24 protein-coding genes are annotated in these 20,648 nt (G+C 70.1%); 16 read left to right on the top strand and 8 right to left on the bottom strand.

Annotated elements, in window-relative coordinates; genetic code table 11:
* The first annotated feature begins 27 nt into the window (after window positions 1-27).
* Window positions 28-486 (top strand): hypothetical protein, encoded by a 459-nt coding sequence (locus BJ964_RS35580; protein ID WP_188124737.1) that lies wholly within the window; start codon window positions 28-30, stop codon window positions 484-486.
* Between the two features lie 77 nt (window positions 487-563).
* Here BJ964_RS35580 and BJ964_RS35585 read toward each other — a convergent pair whose 3' ends face one another.
* Complete coding sequence (locus BJ964_RS35585; protein WP_188124738.1) at window positions 564-1,463, bottom strand: aminoglycoside phosphotransferase family protein; 900 nt, start codon at window positions 1,461-1,463, stop codon at window positions 564-566.
* A 60-nt stretch (window positions 1,464-1,523) separates the two neighbouring features.
* Between BJ964_RS35585 and BJ964_RS35590 the strand changes: the two genes are divergently transcribed.
* The 6 genes from BJ964_RS35590 (at window position 1,524) to BJ964_RS35615 (ending at window position 6,277) form a co-directional block, all read left to right on the top strand.
* Window positions 1,524-2,099: a sugar O-acetyltransferase gene (locus tag BJ964_RS35590; protein WP_188124739.1), complete on the top strand. Its 576-nt coding sequence runs from the start codon at window positions 1,524-1,526 to the stop codon at window positions 2,097-2,099.
* Window positions 2,096-2,665 carry a TetR/AcrR family transcriptional regulator gene (locus BJ964_RS35595; RefSeq protein ID WP_188124740.1) on the top strand — a complete coding sequence of 190 codons (570 nt, stop codon included), beginning with the start codon at window positions 2,096-2,098 and terminating at the stop codon, window positions 2,663-2,665. The genes BJ964_RS35590 and BJ964_RS35595 overlap by 4 nt, the downstream gene beginning before the upstream one ends.
* 54 nt (window positions 2,666-2,719) lie before the next feature.
* Window positions 2,720-3,898, top strand: a complete 1,179-nt coding sequence (locus BJ964_RS35600; protein ID WP_188124741.1) for an MFS transporter — start codon at window positions 2,720-2,722, stop codon at window positions 3,896-3,898.
* 235 nt (window positions 3,899-4,133) lie between these two features.
* A complete protein-coding gene (locus BJ964_RS35605; RefSeq protein ID WP_188124742.1) occupies window positions 4,134-4,577 on the top strand; it encodes an MmpS family transport accessory protein in 444 nt (147 codons plus the stop codon).
* Window positions 4,578-4,616: 39 nt separating this feature from the next.
* Window positions 4,617-5,453, top strand: a complete 837-nt coding sequence (locus BJ964_RS35610) for an alpha/beta fold hydrolase (RefSeq protein ID WP_223149668.1) — start codon at window positions 4,617-4,619, stop codon at window positions 5,451-5,453.
* Between the two features lie 5 nt (window positions 5,454-5,458).
* Window positions 5,459-6,277 carry a helix-turn-helix transcriptional regulator gene (locus BJ964_RS35615; RefSeq protein WP_229807251.1) on the top strand — a complete coding sequence of 273 codons (819 nt, stop codon included), beginning with the start codon at window positions 5,459-5,461 and terminating at the stop codon, window positions 6,275-6,277.
* A 355-nt stretch (window positions 6,278-6,632) separates the two neighbouring features.
* On the opposite strand, the gene BJ964_RS35620 is transcribed toward BJ964_RS35615, so the two are convergent.
* Window positions 6,633-7,154, bottom strand: coding sequence for an AhpC/TSA family protein (locus BJ964_RS35620; RefSeq protein WP_188124744.1), 522 nt, complete (start codon window positions 7,152-7,154; stop codon window positions 6,633-6,635).
* Window positions 7,155-7,219: 65 nt separating this feature from the next.
* Here BJ964_RS35620 and BJ964_RS35625 point away from each other — a divergent pair, with 65 nt between their 5' ends.
* Window positions 7,220-7,831, top strand: coding sequence for a TetR/AcrR family transcriptional regulator (locus BJ964_RS35625; RefSeq protein ID WP_188124745.1), 612 nt, complete (start codon window positions 7,220-7,222; stop codon window positions 7,829-7,831).
* Here BJ964_RS35625 and BJ964_RS35630 read toward each other — a convergent pair.
* Window positions 7,818-8,234: a GNAT family acetyltransferase gene (locus BJ964_RS35630; RefSeq protein WP_188124746.1), complete on the bottom strand. Its 417-nt coding sequence runs from the start codon at window positions 8,232-8,234 to the stop codon at window positions 7,818-7,820. The two genes, BJ964_RS35625 and BJ964_RS35630, sit on opposite strands and share 14 nt — an antisense overlap.
* Window positions 8,235-8,787: 553 nt before the next feature.
* Between BJ964_RS35630 and BJ964_RS35635 the strand changes: the two genes are divergently transcribed.
* Both BJ964_RS35635 and BJ964_RS35640 read left to right on the top strand, forming a co-directional pair.
* Window positions 8,788-9,438 carry a hypothetical protein gene (locus BJ964_RS35635; RefSeq protein WP_188124747.1) on the top strand — a complete coding sequence of 217 codons (651 nt, stop codon included), beginning with the start codon at window positions 8,788-8,790 and terminating at the stop codon, window positions 9,436-9,438.
* 269 nt (window positions 9,439-9,707) lie between these two features.
* Entirely contained in the window at window positions 9,708-11,744 is a 2,037-nt protein-coding gene (locus tag BJ964_RS35640; protein WP_188124748.1) for an endo-1,4-beta-xylanase, read from the top strand.
* A gap of 150 nt (window positions 11,745-11,894) precedes the next feature.
* Here BJ964_RS35640 and BJ964_RS35645 read toward each other — a convergent pair whose 3' ends face one another.
* The gene (locus tag BJ964_RS35645; protein ID WP_188124749.1) at window positions 11,895-13,151 is read right to left on the bottom strand and encodes a tetratricopeptide repeat protein; all 1,257 of its coding nucleotides are present in this window, start codon (window positions 13,149-13,151) and stop codon (window positions 11,895-11,897) included.
* Window positions 13,152-13,354: 203 nt separating this feature from the next.
* On the opposite strand from BJ964_RS35645, the gene BJ964_RS35650 reads away from it, so the two are divergent.
* The gene (locus tag BJ964_RS35650; RefSeq protein WP_188124750.1) at window positions 13,355-13,843 is read left to right on the top strand and encodes a hypothetical protein; all 489 of its coding nucleotides are present in this window, start codon (window positions 13,355-13,357) and stop codon (window positions 13,841-13,843) included.
* Here BJ964_RS35650 and BJ964_RS35655 read toward each other — a convergent pair.
* From BJ964_RS35655 to BJ964_RS35665, 3 genes are read right to left on the bottom strand one after another with little or no spacing between them, the layout of a single operon-like run.
* On the bottom strand, window positions 13,795-14,277 hold the full coding sequence (locus BJ964_RS35655) for a hypothetical protein (RefSeq protein WP_188124751.1): 483 nt from the start codon (window positions 14,275-14,277) through the stop codon (window positions 13,795-13,797). The genes BJ964_RS35650 and BJ964_RS35655 overlap by 49 nt on opposite strands.
* Window positions 14,278-14,279: 2 nt before the next feature.
* Window positions 14,280-14,942 carry a hypothetical protein gene (locus tag BJ964_RS35660; protein WP_188124752.1) on the bottom strand — a complete coding sequence of 221 codons (663 nt, stop codon included), beginning with the start codon at window positions 14,940-14,942 and terminating at the stop codon, window positions 14,280-14,282.
* A 19-nt stretch (window positions 14,943-14,961) separates the two neighbouring features.
* Window positions 14,962-15,477, bottom strand: a complete 516-nt coding sequence (locus tag BJ964_RS35665) for a TetR/AcrR family transcriptional regulator (protein ID WP_188124753.1) — start codon at window positions 15,475-15,477, stop codon at window positions 14,962-14,964.
* Between the two features lie 68 nt (window positions 15,478-15,545).
* Here BJ964_RS35665 and BJ964_RS35670 point away from each other — a divergent pair, with 68 nt between their 5' ends.
* The 3 genes from BJ964_RS35670 to BJ964_RS35680 all read left to right on the top strand — a co-directional run bounded on the left by BJ964_RS35670 (window position 15,546) and on the right by BJ964_RS35680 (window position 17,673).
* Window positions 15,546-16,520, top strand: a complete 975-nt coding sequence (locus BJ964_RS35670) for a TIGR03564 family F420-dependent LLM class oxidoreductase (protein WP_188124754.1) — start codon at window positions 15,546-15,548, stop codon at window positions 16,518-16,520.
* Window positions 16,521-16,669: 149 nt separating this feature from the next.
* Entirely contained in the window at window positions 16,670-17,287 is a 618-nt protein-coding gene (locus tag BJ964_RS35675) for an MBL fold metallo-hydrolase (protein WP_188124755.1), read from the top strand.
* A gap of 23 nt (window positions 17,288-17,310) precedes the next feature.
* A complete protein-coding gene (locus tag BJ964_RS35680; protein WP_188124756.1) occupies window positions 17,311-17,673 on the top strand; it encodes a DoxX family protein in 363 nt (120 codons plus the stop codon).
* 86 nt (window positions 17,674-17,759) lie between these two features.
* Here BJ964_RS35680 and BJ964_RS35685 read toward each other — a convergent pair whose 3' ends face one another.
* Entirely contained in the window at window positions 17,760-18,221 is a 462-nt protein-coding gene (locus tag BJ964_RS35685; RefSeq protein WP_188124757.1) for a hypothetical protein, read from the bottom strand.
* A 245-nt stretch (window positions 18,222-18,466) separates the two neighbouring features.
* Between BJ964_RS35685 and BJ964_RS35690 the strand changes: the two genes are divergently transcribed.
* Both BJ964_RS35690 and BJ964_RS35695 read left to right on the top strand, forming a co-directional pair.
* Window positions 18,467-19,213 (top strand): class I SAM-dependent methyltransferase, encoded by a 747-nt coding sequence (locus BJ964_RS35690; RefSeq protein ID WP_188124758.1) that lies wholly within the window; start codon window positions 18,467-18,469, stop codon window positions 19,211-19,213.
* A gap of 118 nt (window positions 19,214-19,331) precedes the next feature.
* Window positions 19,332-20,558: a transposase gene (locus BJ964_RS35695; RefSeq protein ID WP_188124759.1), complete on the top strand. Its 1,227-nt coding sequence runs from the start codon at window positions 19,332-19,334 to the stop codon at window positions 20,556-20,558.
* Window positions 20,559-20,648: the final 90 nt, after the last annotated feature.

The following is a 20,648-nucleotide window of genomic DNA, read 5'->3' on the forward strand; positions in this document are numbered from 1 at the left end:
CGATGACGGCCGTGATGGAATGCGGCCGTGCAACTGCGCCCCGAACTGCTGCCGCCCCGCATCCCGGCCGCACGCCTCGCCGAACTCGCCGACGCCATCACCGCCATCGAGGACCGCCTCGAGCGCGGCGAGGATGCGACCACCCTGATCGAGGCGTTCAACGCCGACACCGACACCGACACCGGCTACGGCGAATACGACTTCCGCGGCTACCACTCCGCCCAGACGCTGGAGGAGTTCGCGCGCGAGGCGGCCCGGCCCTCGTTCCCGAAGGTCCCGGACATCACCCGTGACGAGCTGGTGGAGATCGCCGAGCGGATTGTCGCCGTCGACCCGGACACCGACTTCTACGTGCACCTGTTCGAGACGAACACGGTCCGCCCGGCCGCCGTCTCCGTCTTCTACCACCCGCCGGAGCACCTCCAGCACGCGAGTGTCGCCGAGCTGGTGGACTTCATCCTCTCGTACCGGCCAATTGCTCTTTAGGTGTTGTTGGCGAAGCCGTCCTTTGTGTTTTGGATTGGGTGCGGCTTGCCGCACTGCCGCTAAGCCATCCTAGGATTCTAGGCAGAAAGGATGTTCGCGAGGCGGGCCCGGCACTCGACCACGAACGCCGGGAACGTGTCCCAGTAGTAGGCGACCCCGCTCGCGGCCACCGCGACGGCCCAGGCACGAGCGCGCGTCCAGGTCGCGTCGTCCAGTTCAAGACCTTCCCGGTACGCGTGACGCGCACCCGCCGGCAGATCCCACACCGTGGAGTGCTCAGCGTCCGGCAATCCCACCGTGAGACTGCCCCAGTCGATCACCGCCCGCAGTCGCCCGTCCGCCCCCACCAGCAGGTTCGTGGGTTTGAGATCGGCGTGCATCCACACCTGGGCGGCCGGTGAACCAGGAAGGGCCAGCCCGTCGCGCCAGTACGACTCCAGAGTGTCCACGTCGAGTTCCGCCCCGGCGAGCCTGCGACAGTCCGTGAACGCCGAGTTCACCCAGTCGTCACAGTCACGCAGGCCGCCGCCGCGGTACCAGCTCAGCTCCCCGGCCCGCCTCGCACCCATCAGGTCGATGCCGTGCAGCGCCCGCACGAATCCGGCCAGGTCCGCACCGAACGCCGCCCAGTCCTGCACGCTCTCCGGTGACGCCTCCACACCGTCGATCCACCGGTACACCGCCCACTCCGACGGATAGACCGGTGCGGGAGCTCCCGCATGCACCGGCGCGGGAATCGCACACGGCAGCAGCGGCGCCATCCGGGGCAGCCACTGCCGTTCCTTGCGCAGCGGCGCGGCCCGGTCCGGGGTCCGCGGCAGCCGCACCAGCAGCTCATCCCCCAGCCGGTACATCGTATTCTCGGTCCCGGCACCGGCCCTGGCCAGGGACAACCCGGCCCATTCGGGGCACTGGTCCGCCAGTAGCGCCCGGACCACGGACTCGTCGACAGCGAGCTCACCCTCGTGCAAGGTCACCCGAGCATTCTGCATCAATCACTATGTACGAGCGTACGCATGATGTGTACTGTCGTACATATGAACACCGACAGCCGCAGCATGCGCGACCGGATGCTCGCCGGCGACCTCTACATCGCCGACGACCCCGAACTGGCCGAGGCCAGCCTGCGCGCCATGGACCTCACCGACGCCTACAACGCCACCTCCGCCCGCAATCCGGCCGAACGCCGCCGCATCCTCGAAGAACTGCTCGGCGAGATCGGCGACGGCGTCGACATCCGGCCACCGTTGCGGGTCGACTACGGCAGCCACATCCGCATCGGCGCCCGCACCTTCGCCAACTACGGCCTGATCGCCCTCGACGTCGCCCCGATCACCATCGGCGAGGACGTGCAGATCGGCACCAACGTGCAGCTGCTCACCCCGACCCACCCTGTCGACCCGCAGCCGCGCCGCGACAAGTGGGAGGCCGCCGAACCCATCGTCATCGGCGACAACGTGTGGCTCGGCAGCGGCGCCATCGTCCTGCCCGGCGTCACCATCGGCGACAACACCGTCGTCGGCGCCGGCTCCGTGGTCACCAGGGACCTGCCCGCCAACGTGGTGGCCGTCGGCAATCCGGCGCGCGTCGTCCGTACCATCTCCTCACCATGAGCGACCCCGCGCCCACCGCGACCGCCCGGCGAACCCGGCGGCATGATCCGCACCGGCGCGACCGCCTCATCGACGCCGCGTTGCAGGTGATCGCGCAACGTGGCGTGGCAGGCGCCAGCCACCGGGAAATCGCCCGCGCCGCCGACGTGCCGCTCGGCTCGATGACCTACCACTTCGCAAGCCTCGACGAGATCCTCGCCGAGGCGTTCACCCGGCACGCCGACGGCATCGCCCGCGTCTTCGACGAGCGCCTCACCGCCGCCCGCACCCGCGACGAAGCCGTCGAAGCCGTCGTCGGCCTGGTCGCCGGCGACCTGCTCAGCCCCGGCCACGACCTGGTGCTCACCGTCGAGCTCTACGTCGCCGCGGCCCGCAACCCGCGCCTCAGAGCCGTCACCCAGGCGTGGATGCAGCGCAGCCGCGACGCCCTCGAACGCCATTTCGACCCGACCACCGCCCGCGAGGTCGACGCCCTCATCGAAGGCCTCACCCTGCACAGCGCGCTCTCCACCGAGCCGATGACGCCGGCCCAGATCCGCCACGCCATCGAGCGCTACCTGCGCTGAACGCGCTTTTCTTCCGGTACGGGCGAAGCCCACCCCCACATCTCGGAGTCGATCTTGACCGCCCTCGCCGCCGCCCCACCCACCCGGCAGGCCCGCCACGCCCGCGCCGCCGTCGCCGCCCTGTTCCTCACCAACGGCGCGATCTTCTTCAACGTCGTCCCCCGCTACCCACAGATCAAAGCCGACCTCGGCCTCACCAACACCGCCCTCGGCGCCGCCATCGCCGCCTTCCCGATCGGCGCCCTGCTCGCCGGGCTCCTCGCCGCCACCGCCATCCGCCGCTTCGGATCCGCCCGCGCCGGCGCCTTCGGCATCGTCCTCACCACGATCGCCATCCTCGGCACAGCCGTGGCGCCCAACGTCTACACCCTCGCCGCCGTCCTGTTCGTCGTCGGCGCCCTCGACTCCATCGTCGACGTCGCCCAGAACTCCCACGGCCTGCGCGTCCAGCGCCTCTACGGCCGCTCCATCGTCAACTCCCTGCACGGCGTCTGGAGCATCGGCGCCGTCCTCGGCGGCCTCATGGGCTCCGCCGCCGCCGGCCTGAACCTGCCCCTCAGCCTGCATCTGGCCATCTCCGCAGCACTGTTCAGCGCGGTCGCCCTGATCGCCTACCGCTACACGCTGCCCGGCCCTGACGACACCGAACGCTCTCCCGGCACCGGAACACACGTCAACTCCCGCGCCGTACCGCTGCTCGCCGTCCTCGGGATCCTCGCCGCGTGCGGCGTCCTCGTCGAGGACGCCGGCGCCTCCTGGGGCGCCATCTACCTCACCGACCTGCACGCCGGCGCCGCCACCGCCGGACTCGCCGTCGTCGCACTGCAAACCGCCATGACCGTCGGCCGCCTCACCGGCGACCGTGTCGTCGACCGCTTCGGCCAGCGCACCGTCGTCCGCGCCGGCGCCGCCCTCGCCGCGATCAGCATGGGCGCCGCCCTCACCGTCCCGTCCGTCCCGGCCGCGCTCCTCGGCTTCGCCCTGGCCGGATTCGGCGTCGCCACCCTCGTACCGGCCGCCATGCACACCGCCGACGAACTCCCCGGCCTCTCCCCCGGAACCGGCCTCATGATCGTCAGCTGGATGCTGCGCGGCGGCTTCCTGCTCTCCCCGCTGGTCGTCGGCTTCCTCGCCGACCGGGCCGGACTCCGCGTCGGCCTGCTCACCGTCGTCGCCGCCGGCCTCACCACGGTCGCCCTGGCCCGCGTCCTGGCCAACGGCAACCACCGATGACCGCCTCTGGCAACCCTACGACGGCAGCTGCTCACTCCGCTTCCGCGACGCCGGACTCCCCTACGACCAGGACGAATGCCGCCACCTGGCAACCCGATAGGACCAGCCCGGCCGGCGCCGCCCAACCACCATCAGTAAACGCGAGGGGCCCTTCCCACCAGCACCATGCCGCGCGCAACGGCGGACACCGCATGGGCGCCCCTCACGGGCACCGCGGTCCTGGCATGATCGCGGCGTGCGCAACCCCATCACCGCCATCACTCTCATCGCCCTCGCCGGTGGTGGCCTCGCCTGCGGATTCGGCGGATCCTCCGAACAGGCCCCACCGCCGATCACGGCACCCAGCACACCCGACCGGGCCACCCTGCTGGAAGCGCCGGTCGAGGTGCTCTTCGAGGTGACCGGCAAGGGCAAGGCCGACATCACCTATGCGTACGAGTACGGCCAGACCCCCACGCAACTGCGCGCCGAGACACCGTGGCGCACCACCACGACCCGCTCGCTCACCGAACCGGTCATGCTGGTCACCCTCACCGCCCGCGCCACCGGCAGCAGCACCGACACCACCATCGGCTGCCGGGTCACCATCGGCGGCAACGTCGTCCTGGTCGAGAAGACCGCACACGGCCCGCACGCCGAGGCCACCTGCTCCACAGTCCCCTCAGCATTGACGACATAAATCCAAGACGACATGTGTACGTGTGGACAACATGACCACATGACCGCATTGATTCATGTCGTCAACGATGGACCACCGGACGCACCGCCCCTGCTGCTCATCCACGGTTCCGGAGCCTCCGGCGGATTCTGGGCACCGATGATCCCGGCGCTCGCCGCACACCACCGCCTCATCCGCGTCGACCTGCCCGGACACGGCCGCTCGGCCATCGCGTCCTCGACCGGCCGGCCCGGAAACGGCCGCTCAGCCGGTGCGGCCTCGTACGCCGTACCCCATCAAGCCGACCGCCTCGCCGAAACCCTCGACGCGATCGGAACCCACCGCGTGTCCGTGGCGACGCACTCCAGCGGCGGCTACATCGCCACCGCCCTCGCCACCCGCCGGCCCGGCCTCATCAGCTCCCTCACCCTGATCAGCTGCGGCCCCACCATGGACGCGGCCCTGCCCGAACCGCCCATCCTGCGCCTGCTGCTCACCCCACCGGCCGGACCGGTCGTGTGGAAGCTGCGCACCAGCACCCTGATCCGCCGCGGCATCGCCGCCACCTGCGCCCGCCCGATCGACCCGCCCGGCCACGTGGTCGCCGACCTGCGCCGCATCCGCTACCGCACACTCCGCCAGGTCCTCGACAGCAACACCGCCTACCTGACCGAACGCGGCATCCCCGACCGGCTCGCCCCACTCGGCCTCCCGATCCAGGCGATCTTCGGAGACTCCGACCCGCGCTGGGATCCCGCCTCCGTCCAGCAGTACCGTGCCGTACCCGGCGCCCGCATCGACACCCTGCCCGGCGTCGGGCACATACCCATGCTGGAGGCCCCCGGCGAGACCGCCGGCCTGCTGCTCGCCTTCACCACGGCACAGCGTCTAGCCTGACCATCGTGGCGGCCTTCGACTGGGCGGACGTGAACGTCACCGTTCCGCGCACCCCACATCGCCTGCCCGGTGTCCGCATGGCCGGCTTCAGCCACCATGCGTCCGGGCCCGTCGACATCGCGATGATCGCCCACCCGGCCGTCACCCTGCTGTTCAACCTGGGCCCGGGCGAATTCACCGTCCACCTCGCCCCGGACGGCCCCGGCAGGATCGCCGGCAGCACCGTCATCGGGCTTCTCCCGGGTGCCGTCCGCACCGCCGGAACGAACGGTGACCTGCTACAGGTCCGCCTCGAACCGACCGTGGCGACCGTTGTCCTGGGCTCCTGCACCGAACTGACCGGCACGGTGACCGCCCTGCACGACGTCTGGGGCCACGACGCCGAAGCCCGCCTCCGTGCGGCCACCTCGTGGGAGGACCGTTTCGCGACGGCCGCCGAGGTCCTCCGCCGCCGGCTCGACGGCGGGCGAACCGTCGACCGGGAGGTCGCCCACGCCTGGCGACGGATCCGCACCAGCCACGGCCGCATCCGGGTGGACGACCTGGCCGGCGAGGTCGGATGGAGCCGCCAGCGCCTGTGGTCCCGGTTCCGTTCCCAGCTCGGCATCGTCCCCAAGCGAGCCGCTCGGCTGGCCCGCTTCGACCAGGCCGCCCACCTGCTCGCCGCCGGGCGGCCGATCGCCGACGTGGCCGCCCGGGCCGGGTACACCGACCAGTCGCACCTGCACCGCGACGCCGGCGAGTTCACCGGCCTCACCCCCGCGGCGGTCGCCGCCGCACCGTGGCTCGCCATCGACGATGTCACCTGGCCGGGTCCCGGATGATCCGGGACCGTCAGCCGTCGACGCCCGGTCCGGCCCCTCGCCGCCACTGATCCCGTCGATACCCGGCGGCGAACCGCGGTGGCGTCGCTGCCGGGGTCGGTGTCGTCCCGGCGGAAAAGGCCGCCTGGCGGAGAAACCGGCCCGATCGAGTCCGGCCTGACCTGTACCCACCAGGCGCGGCTCGGCATGATCACCACGCTCCGGGCATCCGGAGCTGCCTGTTCGGGGATCAGTCGGCGAAGCCGGCGCTGTGAAGTGCGGCTCCGCACTTCACGTAAGCCGTCCTAGGAAGACCTGGTCCACCTCCGATCGACATTGACCACCTCGTACTGTGTGGCGTCCCGCTCGACGGTGATCATCGGGCCAGTTCCAGGACCTCGTCGACGGTCCACTGGTCGTCGGCGTGGACGCCGTTCTTGCGGGCCACGACGTCGCCGCCGGGCGCGAACAGCAGGTCGGCGGGCAGGCCCAGGCGCCCGCCGGTGGGAGTGCGCGACGGCGGTCTGGCCCGGCCACGCAGGAACTCGACAGTGCCGACCGTGACGGCCCGCACGATCGAGGGATACACCCGCGGATCGACCAGCGAACGCACCGACGGCTCGGCGCCGAAGCGGCGGTACAGGTGCCGCTGCGGATCGGCGACCGCCGGGAACGGCAGGTCGGCCACGTGGGGCCGCAACTCCTCGACGGTGGAGTGGAAGACGACCACCTCGAGGATGCCGGCGGACTCGATCTCGGTGTGGCGGCGGACGAACGACCGCAGATGCAGGTGGCAGATCGGGCAGCCGGCGAAGCGGCGCAACTGCAGGTGGACCATGCGGACCGGATCCGGTACGGGGACCGGCGCGCCGTTCTGGACGGAGGTGAGCGACAGCATGTGGCCTCCAAAACATCGTAGGCGTACATCGTACGCTTAAAAGGGGACGGTACGCTGTCCGCGCCATGCCGAGACCGCGCTCCCTCACCACCGGCCAGGTGGCCGCCGCCGCCCTCGCCGTCATCGACCGCGAGGGCCTCCACGCGCTCACCATGCGTGCGGTCGCCGCCGAGCTGGGCACCAGCACGATGGGCCTCTACCGGTACGTCGACGGCCGCGACCAACTGGAAGCCCTGGTCGTCGAGCTGGTCCTGGCCGACGTCGACACCCGCCCACCCGGCGACGACACGCCGTGGCGCGACAGCATCACGACGCTCGCCGAACGGGTACGCATCACTGTCAGCGCCCACCCGGCCGTCGTACCGCTGCTGATGACACACCGGCACCGCTCACCGAGCCTGCTCCGCTGGTCGGAAACCGTTCTCGGGATCCTCACCGCGGCCGGCCACACCGGACCGGCCCGGGTCACGGCGCTGCGCGCCATCACCGGCTACATGGTCGGCGTACTCCAGCTGCAGCACCTCGGTCCGCTGGCCGGGCCGGGCACCAAGGTGATCGCCACACAGAGCGACTTCCCACTGATGGCGAGCACCGCCCGGGACGCGGCCGCGGTGACACCGGAGACGGAATTCGGCGCGGGATTGACCGCGCTGCTCAACGGCCTCAGCCCCGGCTGACCGGCGTACCCATCGGTTTGGTGCACAACACGTCGGGACACGGCAGATAGCCGAGTTCCTGCCAGAACCGCAGCCCCGCCTCGTTGTCCGGCATCACCAGCAGGTTGACCCGCGGACACCCCAGCCGCACGAACCGCGCCTCCAGCTCCGCGACGAGCCGGGAGGCGAGACCCTGGCGACGGTAGTCGGGATGAACGGCCAACCGCAGAATCCAGCCACGCCGCCCGTCGTAGGCGCCCATCACGACTCCGGCGACCCGCCGCCCGGTCTCGGCCACCAGGAACAACTCGGGGTCACGGGCCAGTTTGGCCTCCAACTCGGCACGGGGCACCACCTCGCGCCCGGCCGACTCCCACACCCCGGTCACGGCCTCGTAGTCACGCCACTGGAACTGCCGGATCACCCTGTACCGCCTCCTCGACGAAGTCCGTGGATGACGCGACCGACCGCACCACCGCTAGAGCATCCTAGGACTCCAGTATGGAGGTCTTCCCGTCATCCGGCCGCCGCACGCGGCAGGGCTCCTCCGGCCTTCGGGGCCCCACTCACCAGCGCCGACCGCCACCCGGGTTACGGGCCGCGCCGGCCGCCCTCACCCGCCACGTCGATGACTACGCCGGCCAAGCCCTCGCCGCCCGGCCCCGAGCCAGGCAATCCGGCTCTGCCCGACCTCGCCGCCGTGTCTCTGATGAAGCGGCCGGCAGGAAGGCGGTGTCCAGCCCGGACGGCTCGGCCCGGGGCCGCTGAAGCCGGCGGCCCCACGACAACGGCCACACCCACGCAGGCCGCGCTACGTCGCACCGGCATGTCCCCGCAGCCTAACCACGTGGTACCAGCACTTTTCCTGGTTCGTTTCCCCTGGCCCGCGGGTGCCGAAGCGGTTGTACGATCATCAACCACGCAGCCGTGACGTCCGCGCGGGGTGGGTGCCTACTTTGGCCACCTACGATGTCACGGTGAGCGACTTCCTGAGCCGGACGCTGTCGCGGGTGCCCGCCGGGTTCGACCTACCCGAGCCGTTGCGCCTGCTGTTCGAGTGGGTCGGCCGGCAGGGTTTCGTGGTCACCGGCCGCGACGGGGACCTCTACGGCTCCATCAGCCGCGATGCCTGGGTGGGCACGCGTGTGGAGCTGCGCGGTTTCACCGCGGATCAGACGGCCTCGTACGTGGCCTCCTGGTTCGGCACCACGACCGGCGACCCCGGTGCGCGACTGTGGCCGTTCGCCCAGACCGGCGGGGAGGGCTCGATGGCCGCCCTGTGGCGCGACGACGACGGCCGGACGAGGATCGTTCACCTGGGCTCGGGCAGCGGTTCGATGATGACCTGCGTACTCGCCGACAACGGGCTGGACTTCCTGCGCCTGCTGGCGATCGGCTACCGGGCCATCTGCTGGAACGCGGAATTCGGCGCCCCGCCGCAACCGGCGGGCGAGGACCACGAGATCGTCAACGCGCCCTACCGCGATTGGCTGCGCCGCACTTTCGGCGAGCAGGTGACCATCCCGGAGACCGCACTGGAGGTCGTGCCCGAGCCCGCCGAGATGGGCGACCCCGGCACTCGCGACCCGTTCTGCCGCTGGGTCGACACCGTCCTGGACACCGAATAGCGGCGCCGGGTCGGCACCGTTCTAAGACACCGAGTTGCGGCGCCGGGTCACCGCCGACCAGAACAAACGGGTAGCGGCGCCGGGTCACCGCCGACCAGGACACCGCGTAGCGGCGCCGGCCAATCCGGCGACCGCCGCATGCCGGTGCGGGCGCACGGAGACCGCGCGGCTCGGCGGGTACGGCGTCCGATTTAACGCCGTTGTAATGGGAGCGCTCCCATGCAACGATGTCGCTCTATCCCCGTCACGACCCCCCGAAGGAGCCGCGAATGCGCGCTCTCCCCCGGCTGGCCATAGCCGCCCTCCTGGTGGCGATCCCGGCGGCCGCCGTAACCGTCACCGTGGCCGCCCATGCGGCCGACGACCCCACCCCCATCACCGTCTTGACCAGCGACTTCGAGGACGGAACCGTCCAGGGCTGGGCCGGGCGGTCGGCCGAGACCCTCGCGCACAGCACCGCCCAGGCGCACGGCGGCACCGGCAGCCTGCTCGTCTCCGGGCGGACCGCGGCCTGGCAGGGGCCGTCGCTCGACGTATTGAACACCTTCGAGAAGGGCACCGCCTACACGATCTCGGTGTGGGTCCGGATGGCCAGCGGCTCGGACAACGCCCGCCTGAGTGTGGAGCGCCGCACCGGTGGCGTCGCCGCCTACGACCAGGTCGTCGGGAACACCGCGGTGACCAGCGGATCCTGGGTGAACCTGACCGGCCGGTACACACTCGCCTCCGACGTCGAGTTCCTGCGCGTCTATGTGGAGACCTCGTCGACGACCGGCTCGTTCCATATTGACGACGTGACCGCCAGCTATGTGCCGGCGTTGCCGATCCAGACCGGGATCCCGTCGGTGAAGGACGTGGTCACCGAGTTCCCGGTGGGTGCCGCGATCACCGGTGCGGAGATCGTGACCGAGCACGGTCAGCTGCTCAACAAGCACTTCGACAGCGTCACCCCGGGCAACGCGCTCAAGTGGGACGCCACCGAGCCGTCCGAGAACACCTTCACGTACGCCCAGGCGGACCCGCTGATGGCGTACGCGAAGGCGAACAACCTGGCCGTCCGTGGCCACACGCTGGTCTGGCACAACCAGACGCCGGCCTGGGTGTTCACCGGCGCCGACGGTCAGCCGATGACCGCCACCGCCGAGGACAAGGAACTGCTGCTCGCCCGGCTGGAGAACCACATCCGCAACGTGGCCGCCCACTACGGCACCGACATCGGCGTGTGGGACGTGGTCAACGAGGTCATCGACGAGAGCCAGTCGGACGGTAACCGGCGCAGCAACTGGTACAACGTGACCGGTCTCGACTACATCCGGACCGCGTTCCGGGTGGCACGTGAGGTGGCGCCGCACGCCAAGCTGTGCATCAACGACTACAACACCAACGTGGCGGCCAAGCGTGACTTCCTCTTCAACCTGGTCAGCACGCTCAAGGCGGAGGGTGTACCGATCGACTGCGTCGGCCACCAGATGCACATCAACGTGAACTGGCCGACCATCGCCGAGACTGAATCAATGTTGACGAAGTTCATTCCACTCAACATTGATCAGCAGATCACCGAGATGGACGTCAGCATCTACACGAGCAACAGTGAGAACTTCACGACCCCGCCCGCGGACCGTCTTCTCAAGCAGGCATACGTGTACCGCGACATGTTCGCCCTGTTCCGCAAGTACCCGGGTGAGATCACCTCGGTGACACTGTGGGGCCTGGCCGACGACAACACGTGGCTGGACACGTTCCCGGTGACCCGCAAGGACGCGCCGCTGCTGTTCGACACGCGGTTGCAGGCGAAGCAGGCGTACTGGGGTGTGGTCGACCCCAGCAAGATCGAGACGTCACCGTCGCCGAGTTCGCCGTCGGCCAGCGTCTCGACAAGCGTCAGCCCGTCGGCGAGCGTTTCAACCAGCGTCAGCCCCTCGACCAGCGTCAGCCCCTCGACCAGTGTCAGCCCTTCCGCGAGCGTCAGCCCGTCGACCGGCACGTCGTCGTGTGCCGTCACCTACCGGGTCACCGGTAGCTGGCCCGGCGGCTTCCAGGGCGAGGTCAAGATCGGCAACACCGGCACGAACGCGCTCACCGGCTGGAACCTGAACTGGTCGTTCACCGGCGGCCAGAAGATCACCCAGCTGTGGGGCGGCACGCCCGCCCAGACCGGCACCGCGGTCACGGTCACGAACGCCTCCTGGAACGGCAACGTCCCGGCCGGCGGCTCCACCACGTTCGGATTCCTCGGCAGCTGGACCGGCACCAACCCGGTCCCGACCGCCTTCACCCTCAACGGCACCGCCTGCGCGATCCTTTGAGCCACCACCCGTCGCCCCCGGCCTCGAACCGTCGGGGGCGACGGCGCGAACACGTCGGCACGAAGGCCCGGGTTGTTCTATGCCATGAGTCCGTTCGGAGATCGCACCGCAGCTTCGCAGTAGACAGTGATCACTCGATGGGAAACAGGCTCAGCGGAAGCGGGCACTCGACACGGGGCCAGGGGACCACAGACGGTCACGGCGGCCGGTGAGAGGCCATTGCCCTGCGAGCCCGGCCGCGAAGGCCGCGAGGTCCGCCGACGTGTCGCCCGGGGCCACCTCGTCCTCGTCGGGCGTGGTCTCCCCTACGGCGGCGGCCAGCTCCTCGACGGGGCGGTCGTCCGCCGGGACCTGCTCCGGCTCACCGCCGGCCGGGAAGCGCATGCGCTCGCCCCACGCGGGCACCAGCGACTGGTACAGCAGCCCGGTCGCGTCCGGAGCGAGCGGCCCCGGGTCGGTCCACGATGTCGCATGCTCCACGAGCAGCGTGCCGGGCGTGCGCTCGACCAGCGGCGACAGGGGCACCGTGAGGGCGGACAGGTCGTAGGCGGCGATGATCGTGTCGTGGCGGCCGGGTGCATACGGCTGGGCGGGAAGGTCAAGGGCGGAGGCCAGCGCCAGGCCGAAGATCAAGCTTCCGCGGTCGGGCAGGAGGCTGACGGTCGACGCGGACGAGCCGACGGCCTCGACGACGACCCGGAGGCGATCGATGGTCCGGCGCAATGCGGCCAGGCTGTCGTGCAGGTACGCGTAGCGGCCGCGCATCGGCTCGTCGAACCCGTACGGGGACAGATGCAGCAGGACACCGCCGTTGAGCACGTAGTGCCAGGATCGCAGCGCCTGGTGATCGAGCGTGCCGGGTACGGTCCTGGCGCGCTCGAGCATGCCGAACAGGCGCTCGTGTGCGTGAACCCAGTCAGGGGGCGCCGAAGCAAGGCGTCCGGTGACCTGGCGGGCCCGATCCAAATCGCCGGACATGACGCTGTTGAGGGCGAGCAGGTACCGGTCCGGCCAGTCCTGCAGGCCGGCGTCGTTCGCCTCGAGGACCGCGACGGCATCGCCGTAGCGGTAGTCGTCCTCATAGGCGGCGACCAGTTCGGTCACGATCTGGCGGCGGCCCGGCGCCGCCTCGAGGGACGCCTCCAATAACGGGATGGCGATCCGGGAGATGCCGCGTTCGATGCAGGCCCAGCCCAGTTGGTAGAGGAATACAGCGTCACCGGGGTCGGAGATCACCGCGTCGGCAGCCTCGGCCAGGTCGTCGAAGCCGGCGAGGCGCCCGGCGCGGGCCAATAGTGCCGCCAGTTCCACGGTCGGTGCGCCGGGCGCAGCGGTCAGTAGCGCGCGGATGGCGCCGTTCAGGTCACCGGCATCGAGTCTTTCCGATACCTCTGCAAGATCACTCATCACCTCCCACGATATCCGGCGCCTGCCGGCATGCATCCGAGCGGTCCGGACGGCCGCGGCCAGGGCATGGTCCTTCACCGTCGAGATCGGCTGGTCACCCGGCCGAAGTCGAGTCCGCGGATTCTGCGAACAGACGGTGCAGAGGTCGTGTAGATGGCCGGCGAAGATCACGAATGCGTGGGGAGCACTGCTACGTTCCGCGCATGTTCGAGCGCAATCACCGCGGCCCGATCGTGGCATCCGCAGTCCTCGCGTCGGCGATCCTCCTCGTCGACGCCGTCGTCGCCCTGTTGATGATCATGGTTTCGGGTCTGCCGCTGTTCGCCGCCGTGACCGACGCCGAGTCCGGGCCCGGCAGCGCCTACAGCGTTCTCGCCATCCTGTTCGGGGCCGTGCTGGCCGCCCTGAGTTGCCCGGCCGCGGCGACCATGGTCGCGGGCGTGCGCACTCCGGCAGCCCATCTGACCAGCTGTGTGATCACGGCCTCGGTCACCGTCGGGGTGGCCGGCCTGGGCGCCCTGGGATTGCGATACGACCTGCCCAGCCAGTTCGCCATCATCGCGGGCGCGCTGTTCGTCGCGAACGTGGCGGCGCTGATCATGATCAGCGGATTGCTGCGCCCGGGCGGCAACCGTGCCGCCGGTCAGGACGGGGACAACGGCCCGATTCCCAGCGCTTCCGCGAACCCGTAGATGCCGTCACCGAACGGGCCGGGACTCTCCTCCAGGGCGGCCGCCAACCGATCGGGGTCACCGCCGCCGGCCCAGCGGATCAGCCCGGCGACGGCCTCGCTGTTGAGTGGCTCGAAGTCGTCCCCCGCCAGATCCTTGACGATCTCCTCGTTGAGGTAGAACTCGACCCGCTCCCCGGAGAGGTGTTCCGCCACGGCGAAGGCACAGTCGCTGTCCACCACCCACATCGCGATGGCGGGCGACGCCGTCTCCAGCGCCAGATCCGCCGCGAGCCGCCCGGGTGACGTGTCGTCGTTCTGCCCGAGAAGGCCGATCCGCCAGCCGCCCACCCGCAGGTCACCGCGCGCGACGACCAGCAGATCCTCGATGCACGCCAGATCGTCGAGGCGGGTGTCACCGGTACGCGCGATGACGACCAGACCCGAGTACCCCACGGTCAGCCCTTCCGTTCGGTGCGGCGCTGTTCGGCGTAGGCCAGCGCGGCCGCGTGGACCGAGTCCGGGTCGACGGCCTTCGGAGTCCCGATGAGCGCGCTGACCGCGCCGACGTCGCCGCGCTCGGCATCCCGGTAGAGCCGGATGACCTTCTCGCGCCACGTCCCGTCGGGCCAGCGGCCGGGTTTCCACTTCCCGGAGGCGAGCTGGGCGGCGCGGGCCTGCCTGGCCCGTTCCCCGTCCTCGGCAACAGCGGCGAGCATGGCGTCGTAGTCGCCGAGCCAGCCCTTCAGCCGGGGAAGATTCGCCCGGGTCCAGGTCAGCACGACCTCGGCGGCACGGTCCGTGCCGGCCTCGTCGGCCAGCGAGAACAGGTGGTCGCCGTCCCCCGCCACCAGGCGGTGCTCCCAGACACCGTGGTGCGGCATGACGTCCAGGCGCGGATCCTCGTCGTCCAGGAAATACCGCACGTACGGGCCGAGCAGCACCCCGGCGTTGACGAAGAACTCGACCTCCCCGTACATCGCGGTGGTCCGCTGGATGTCGAGGGCGATGCCGTTCCCGTCGGCGTCGAAATGCCGGTAGACCGGCCCGCGGCGTACGAAGCCGTCAGGCGCCAGCCCGTCCTCGATGAGATCGACGAACCTTCTCAGCAGGGGGTTCACGAGTCGGCACGCTATCGGATCATGGCAGTCCCCGGGTGACGAGGGTCAGCAGCCGGTCGAGGCGTCCCTGATCCCCCGGAAGCCGCTCGCTCGCCCACGCCACCGCGTTGACGACGGTCAACATATCGTCCACATCGTCACGGACCCCCGCACGCTTTGACAGGTCTCCGGCGACCGCCCGGATCCGGTCATGGCACTCGGCCAGCGCCGGATCCGCACCCAGCAACTCGGTCGCCACCAGCCCGCGCATCGCGCTCGCGTGCACCGCCACGGCCCGCAGCCAGATCCGCAGCGCCTCGCCCGGCGACGGATGGCCGAGCAGTTCACGCCCGTGATCGACGAGCGCCGCCACGTCCTCCGTGATGATCGCGACGAGCAGCGCCTGCGCCGACGGGAAGTGCCGGTAGAGGGTGCCCGGCCCGACCCCGGCCCGCTGCGCGATCTTGTTGAGCGAGGCGGCCGCACCACGCGCGGTGAACTCCTCCCGCGCCGCGGCCAGCACCCGGTCGCGATTCTGCCGTGCGTCGCTTCTCATCCCACTCTTCCCATCCGGAGAACCTCTCCGTATCGTACCGGAGAACCACTCCGAATAGGGGAACGCCCATGGACATCAGCATCATGATCGGCGACGTACGGGGCCCGGCGACCGCATCCGACCTGAAAGACCAGGTCACCGCCGCCGACGGCCTCGGCGTATGGACGGCGCAGGCCCTCGGCTGGGACGCCCTCACCGCCCTCGTCGTCGCCGGCACCCACGCGCCCGGCATCCGCCTCGGCACCGCGGTCGTCCCGGTCCGGCAACGACATCCGTTACTGCTGGCCGGGCAAGCGCTCTCCGTCCAGGCCGCCACCGGCAACCGCCTCACCCTCGGCATCGGCGCCGGCATCGGCGCGATGACCGGCGGCATGTTCGGCCTCCCCACCGACCAACCCGTCCGCTACCTGCGCGAATACCTATCCATCCTGCTGCCGCTCCTGCGCGGCGAGCCGGTCACCCACACCGGTCGATTTCTGACCAGCATCGGTACGGTCGAACTGCCGGCAACCGCACCCCCACCGGTCCTGCTGGCCGCCCTCGGCCCGGCGATGCTGCGCCTGGCCGGATCGTCCACCGATGGCGCGATCACGTGGATGACCGGTCCACGGACACTGGAGTCGCACGTCGTACCCCTGATCCGCGAAGCGGCCCCCGCTCCCCCGCGCATCGTCGCGGGCCTGCCGGTGTGTGTCACCGGCGACGAGGCCGGCGCGCGCTCCCGCATCGCGGAGCGGTTCGGCATGGCCGGCCAGGTCCCCGAGTACCGCGCGGTTCTCGACCGCGAGGGCGTGACCGGCCCGGCCGACGTCGCGATCGTCGGCGACGAGGAGACGGTGGCACGTGCCGTCCGTCGCCTCGAGGACACCGGCATCACCGAGTTCGCCGCGGCCCCGTTCGGCGATCCGGCCGAACAGCGACGGACCAGCACGTTGCTGCGCGATCTCGCCAGGGTCGATTCGATGACTCACCCCGATGCGAGCCCAGCGCGCCGCAGGCACCGCCCGAACCACGCCGCGGCCCTGGGCCACCCAGCGGATTGACCGCTGACATGCTCTGCCGAATCGCTGTGGCCTGGAGGAACGCCCCCACGGACAGCCTGCGAAGCGGGTCTGTCGACATCGGCATTCCCTCGATCCGATCGACGAAAAACCTCCGGGCACCTACGGCAGAGCACTACTAGGGTGAGGCGATGCGACTGACCAAATTCACCCACGCCTGTGTCCGGATCGAGAACGGCGATCGTCGTCTGTTGATCGATCCGGGCGTGTGGACCGAGGCGGAGGCGTTCGACGGGGTCACGGACATATTGATCACCCATGAACATGACGACCATGTTGACGCCGAACGCATCAATGAGTTGACAGCAACACGTCAACTGCAGATCTTCGCGCCGGAGCCGGTGCTGGCACTACTGCCCACCGCCACGGTGGTCGGCGCCGGCGACGAGTTCAAGGCCGCCGGCTTCGAGGTGACCGCGGTCGGCGGGCAGCACGCCGAGATCATCGACGGACTGCCCGGGTGCACCAACCTCGGCTACGTCGTGGACGGCGTCTACCACCCCGGCGACTCGTACTTCGTACCGGAAACGCCCGTCACCACGCTGCTGGTGCCGGCTTCGGCGCCGTGGGCGAAGCACCGCGAGGCCATCGAGATGACCCGGGCGATCGCACCGCTGCGCGCCTTCCCGATCCATGACCGGATGCTGTCCACCGATGTCGGTTTCGCCAACTTCGACGCCTGGATGGACTTCAAGAGCGAGACAACGTACGCCCGGATCGCCCTGAGTGAGTCCGCCGACCTCGACTGATCGCCGGCACGTAGGGTGTCCGGGTGACCGACGGACACCTCCTACTGCTCCCCGTGCTCGCCGGCCTGTTCCTCATCTGGCAGGCATCGGTGCAGCTGCGGATGCCTGCCGACTACGTGAAGGAGCTGGACGTCCCCGGCCGCTACGGCTACCCGGCATGGCTGTGGCGGCCGTTCGCGGCGGTCCAGCTGGGCGCCGCGGTGTGCCTGCTGATCGGCACGGTCCGCCGCCCCGTGGGCCTGGCCGCCGCGTCGGTGCTGGTGGTCCTGTTCCTGGCGGAGACCGTGGCCCGCCTGACCACCCGCACCTGGCGCAGCGCCCTGATCCCCGGCGTCTTCCTGCTGCTGCCGCTGACCGCTTTCGCCAGCCTCTCCGCCACCGCATAGGGCCGTCCGAACAGCCCGCAACCGGCGCGGGGCTGCCCGATCAGCGGGCGGTGCGAGGTCGGCGAACTCCGGTTGACGATCCCCGGCTAATGCAGGGCGTCCAGCGGGGCGACGACAGCCCAGGCGCTGGACACCTCCTGGACGTCCACCGCGTCCACCTGGATCGACGAGCCGGGCGGTAGCGTGCCCAGTCCGTTCAAGATGGCGACGCCGTCACAGGGGAAAGTGAACTCGACGATCCTGGCGGCACCGTCCCCGCTGACGTTGAAGGTCGCATTGCCCGCTCCCACACAGGCTGCCTTCACCCCGTACCCGATGCCGGCTTCCGGCTTCTTCCCGCCGTGGCTGCTGGTGGTGAAGGCGCCGTCGAACTCGTAGCGTGCGAGCTCACCCGGAACCGCCGGCGGAGGCGTCACCGGCGGTTCGGTACTCACCGCGACGGACGCGACCGGGGACGAGGGCGGCGACGAGGGCGCCTCATCGTGCTCAGCGCTACAGGCCTGGAGCGGCACGGCCAGCAGGATCAACATGATCATTCCGATTCGCACGCCATAATCATTTCAAACCCGTGCTCGCGTACGGGCACACAACGCGGCCACGACGAGCCGCGTAGTCGGCAGGCACCGAGATACCCCGAGGACCGGATCGCCCGCGAGCCCGGCACGCGACACCGCGGCATCGCCGAGCACATCCTGCCGCCGTCCGAGCACTTCGGCAGCTCAGCTTGTGATTCAACCCCTGCTGGCCGTCTGCCATGGATTCAGCGGATTCGGCGAGGGCTACTCTCCGGTGCATGGTTACACGCGACACTCAGGATTCGAGTCAGGCGTGGCGGGATCTCGCTGCGGACTACGAACGTGCGCGTGCCCGGGAGGACTCGCTGGACAGGCTGGTGGAGTGGCCGGCCGAGCGCGAGGTTCTCGGTGACGTCACCGGGTGCTCGATTCTGGACCTGGGCTGCGGCAACGGTGGCAAGCTCGCCGAACTCGCCCGCGACGGTGCGGGCGCGTCGGTCGGTGTCGACGTCGGGGGAAACTTCCTCACCTCCCCGCCGCCGCGCGTCGAGTTGATCAGGGGTGACTTGTCCGATCCGGGGTCGTTGCCGGGTCTGAGCGGTCGTACGTTCGATCGGATCTTGTTCCTGCAGTCGTTCGGCTACGCGAAGGACCCGGTGCACACCCTGCGTGCCGCGAGGGCGATGCTGAACGAGGGCGGATTCATCCTGCTCACGAGAACTCAGCCGATCCGGTACGCCGTCGAACGTGCTGAACAGAACGGGACCACGCTGGGTGAGGAGTACTTCTCCAAGGTCGACTACACCTACCGCACCGGCTGGAACGAGCACATCGCACTGACGAAACGCACCTACACCATGTCCGACCTGCTGAATGCGTTCAGCGCAGCAGGACTGTGGATCGAGACCGCCGCCGAGCCACATCTCGACGAGGAAGCCGCTCGACGATACCCGCACAAGCAGGCGTGGATGAACAAGTATCTAGGCATCCTGATCTTCAAGTTGCGGCCGCTGACCTCGCATTGAAACGACCTCGACGGCGGGCCCGTGTCCGTTACTGACTAATGGTCGCTGTTGGGGCCATGGCGGACCAGGCGACGGCTATCGATGGACCGGCAGATTTCGGAAGCGGTTCTACCGGTACATGACCCGGCGGGCGGACACGTTGTTCGAGCTGACCGACGCCCTGTTGTACGCCGACGGGCCGGCCAAGACCCTGGTCGGGTTGTCGCTGGTCCCGGAACATCGGCGTGGGCACGGCGCCCGGTACGACACGCTCAACCAGGGCCGCCTCGACGTGGAGGCGCTGCGCCGTGACCTGGGCAGGCTGCCGCTGCCGCGGGCCGTGGATGGCCGGTTGATGCTGGCCGTCGACGTGTCGCCGTGGCTGCGCCCGGACGCCGACACCAGCCCGGACCGCTCGTTCTGTCACACCTACGGCCGGGGCAAGGACGAACACCGGATGACCCGGGCTGGCCGTACTCGTTCATCGCCGCTCTGGAACCCGGCCGCACCTCGTGGACTGCCCTGCTCGACGCCGGCCGCGGACCTGACCGCCCTCACCTGCACGCAGATCCGCGGGCTCGTCGGCCGGTTGGTCGCCGCCGGGCGGTGGCAGCCCGGCGAACCCGACATCCTGATCGTGCTCGACGCCGGCTACGAAGCCCCGCGCATCGCCTGGCTGCTCCGTGATCTGCCGGTGGAGATCCTGGGCCGGATGCGCTCGGACCGGGTCCTGCGCCGGGCGACCCTACCCAGCCGGGGCGAACCGAAACCGGTCTTGCTGTCGTGGTCCAAAACCGACGCCACCCCAGCGGATGTCGACCGCTGCTGGCAGGTGTTCCGGCGCGGATTCGACATCGAGCACACGTTCAGAATGATCAAGCAGAACCTTGGCTGGACCGTCCTGCAGCTACGGGACCCGGCCGCGCCCGACCGGTGGACCTGGCTCATCCTGGCCGCGCACACCCAGCTGCGCCTGGCGCGGCCCCTCGCCCCAGACCTGCGCCGCCCCTGGGAGCGCCCGGGCCCGGCCGAGCGATTGACTCCGGCCCGGATCCGGCGGGGTTTCGGTACCTCCGCGCGACCAGCTGCACGCCAGCGCGTGCACCGAAACCCAGCCGACCCGGCCCCGGGCGCCCACCCGGCTCCCGCAACCGGCACACGGCCACCCGCCACGACGTCGGACTCATCCTCGTCACCGGCCAAGCCCACCAACGACCGGCCCACCACGAGAAGGGCACCAGGCCCCGCCGCACGGGTTAAATCACAAGCTCAAGCAGCACACGGCTCGGCTGATCGACAGCGACGCCGATGCCGCCGAGTGGCTGCGATCCGGCGGCCCGGCCAGGGGCCCGGCTCGATCAGGTGACAACAGCTCAAGCCACAACCCCACCACCCGGCTGCCAGGTCCGACCGACTCAGCCGACCGACAACTCAAGCCACCCAGGGCTCAGCTGCC

This window comes from Actinoplanes lobatus, assembly GCF_014205215.1.
Lineage (GTDB): Bacteria > Actinomycetota > Actinomycetes > Mycobacteriales > Micromonosporaceae > Actinoplanes > Actinoplanes lobatus.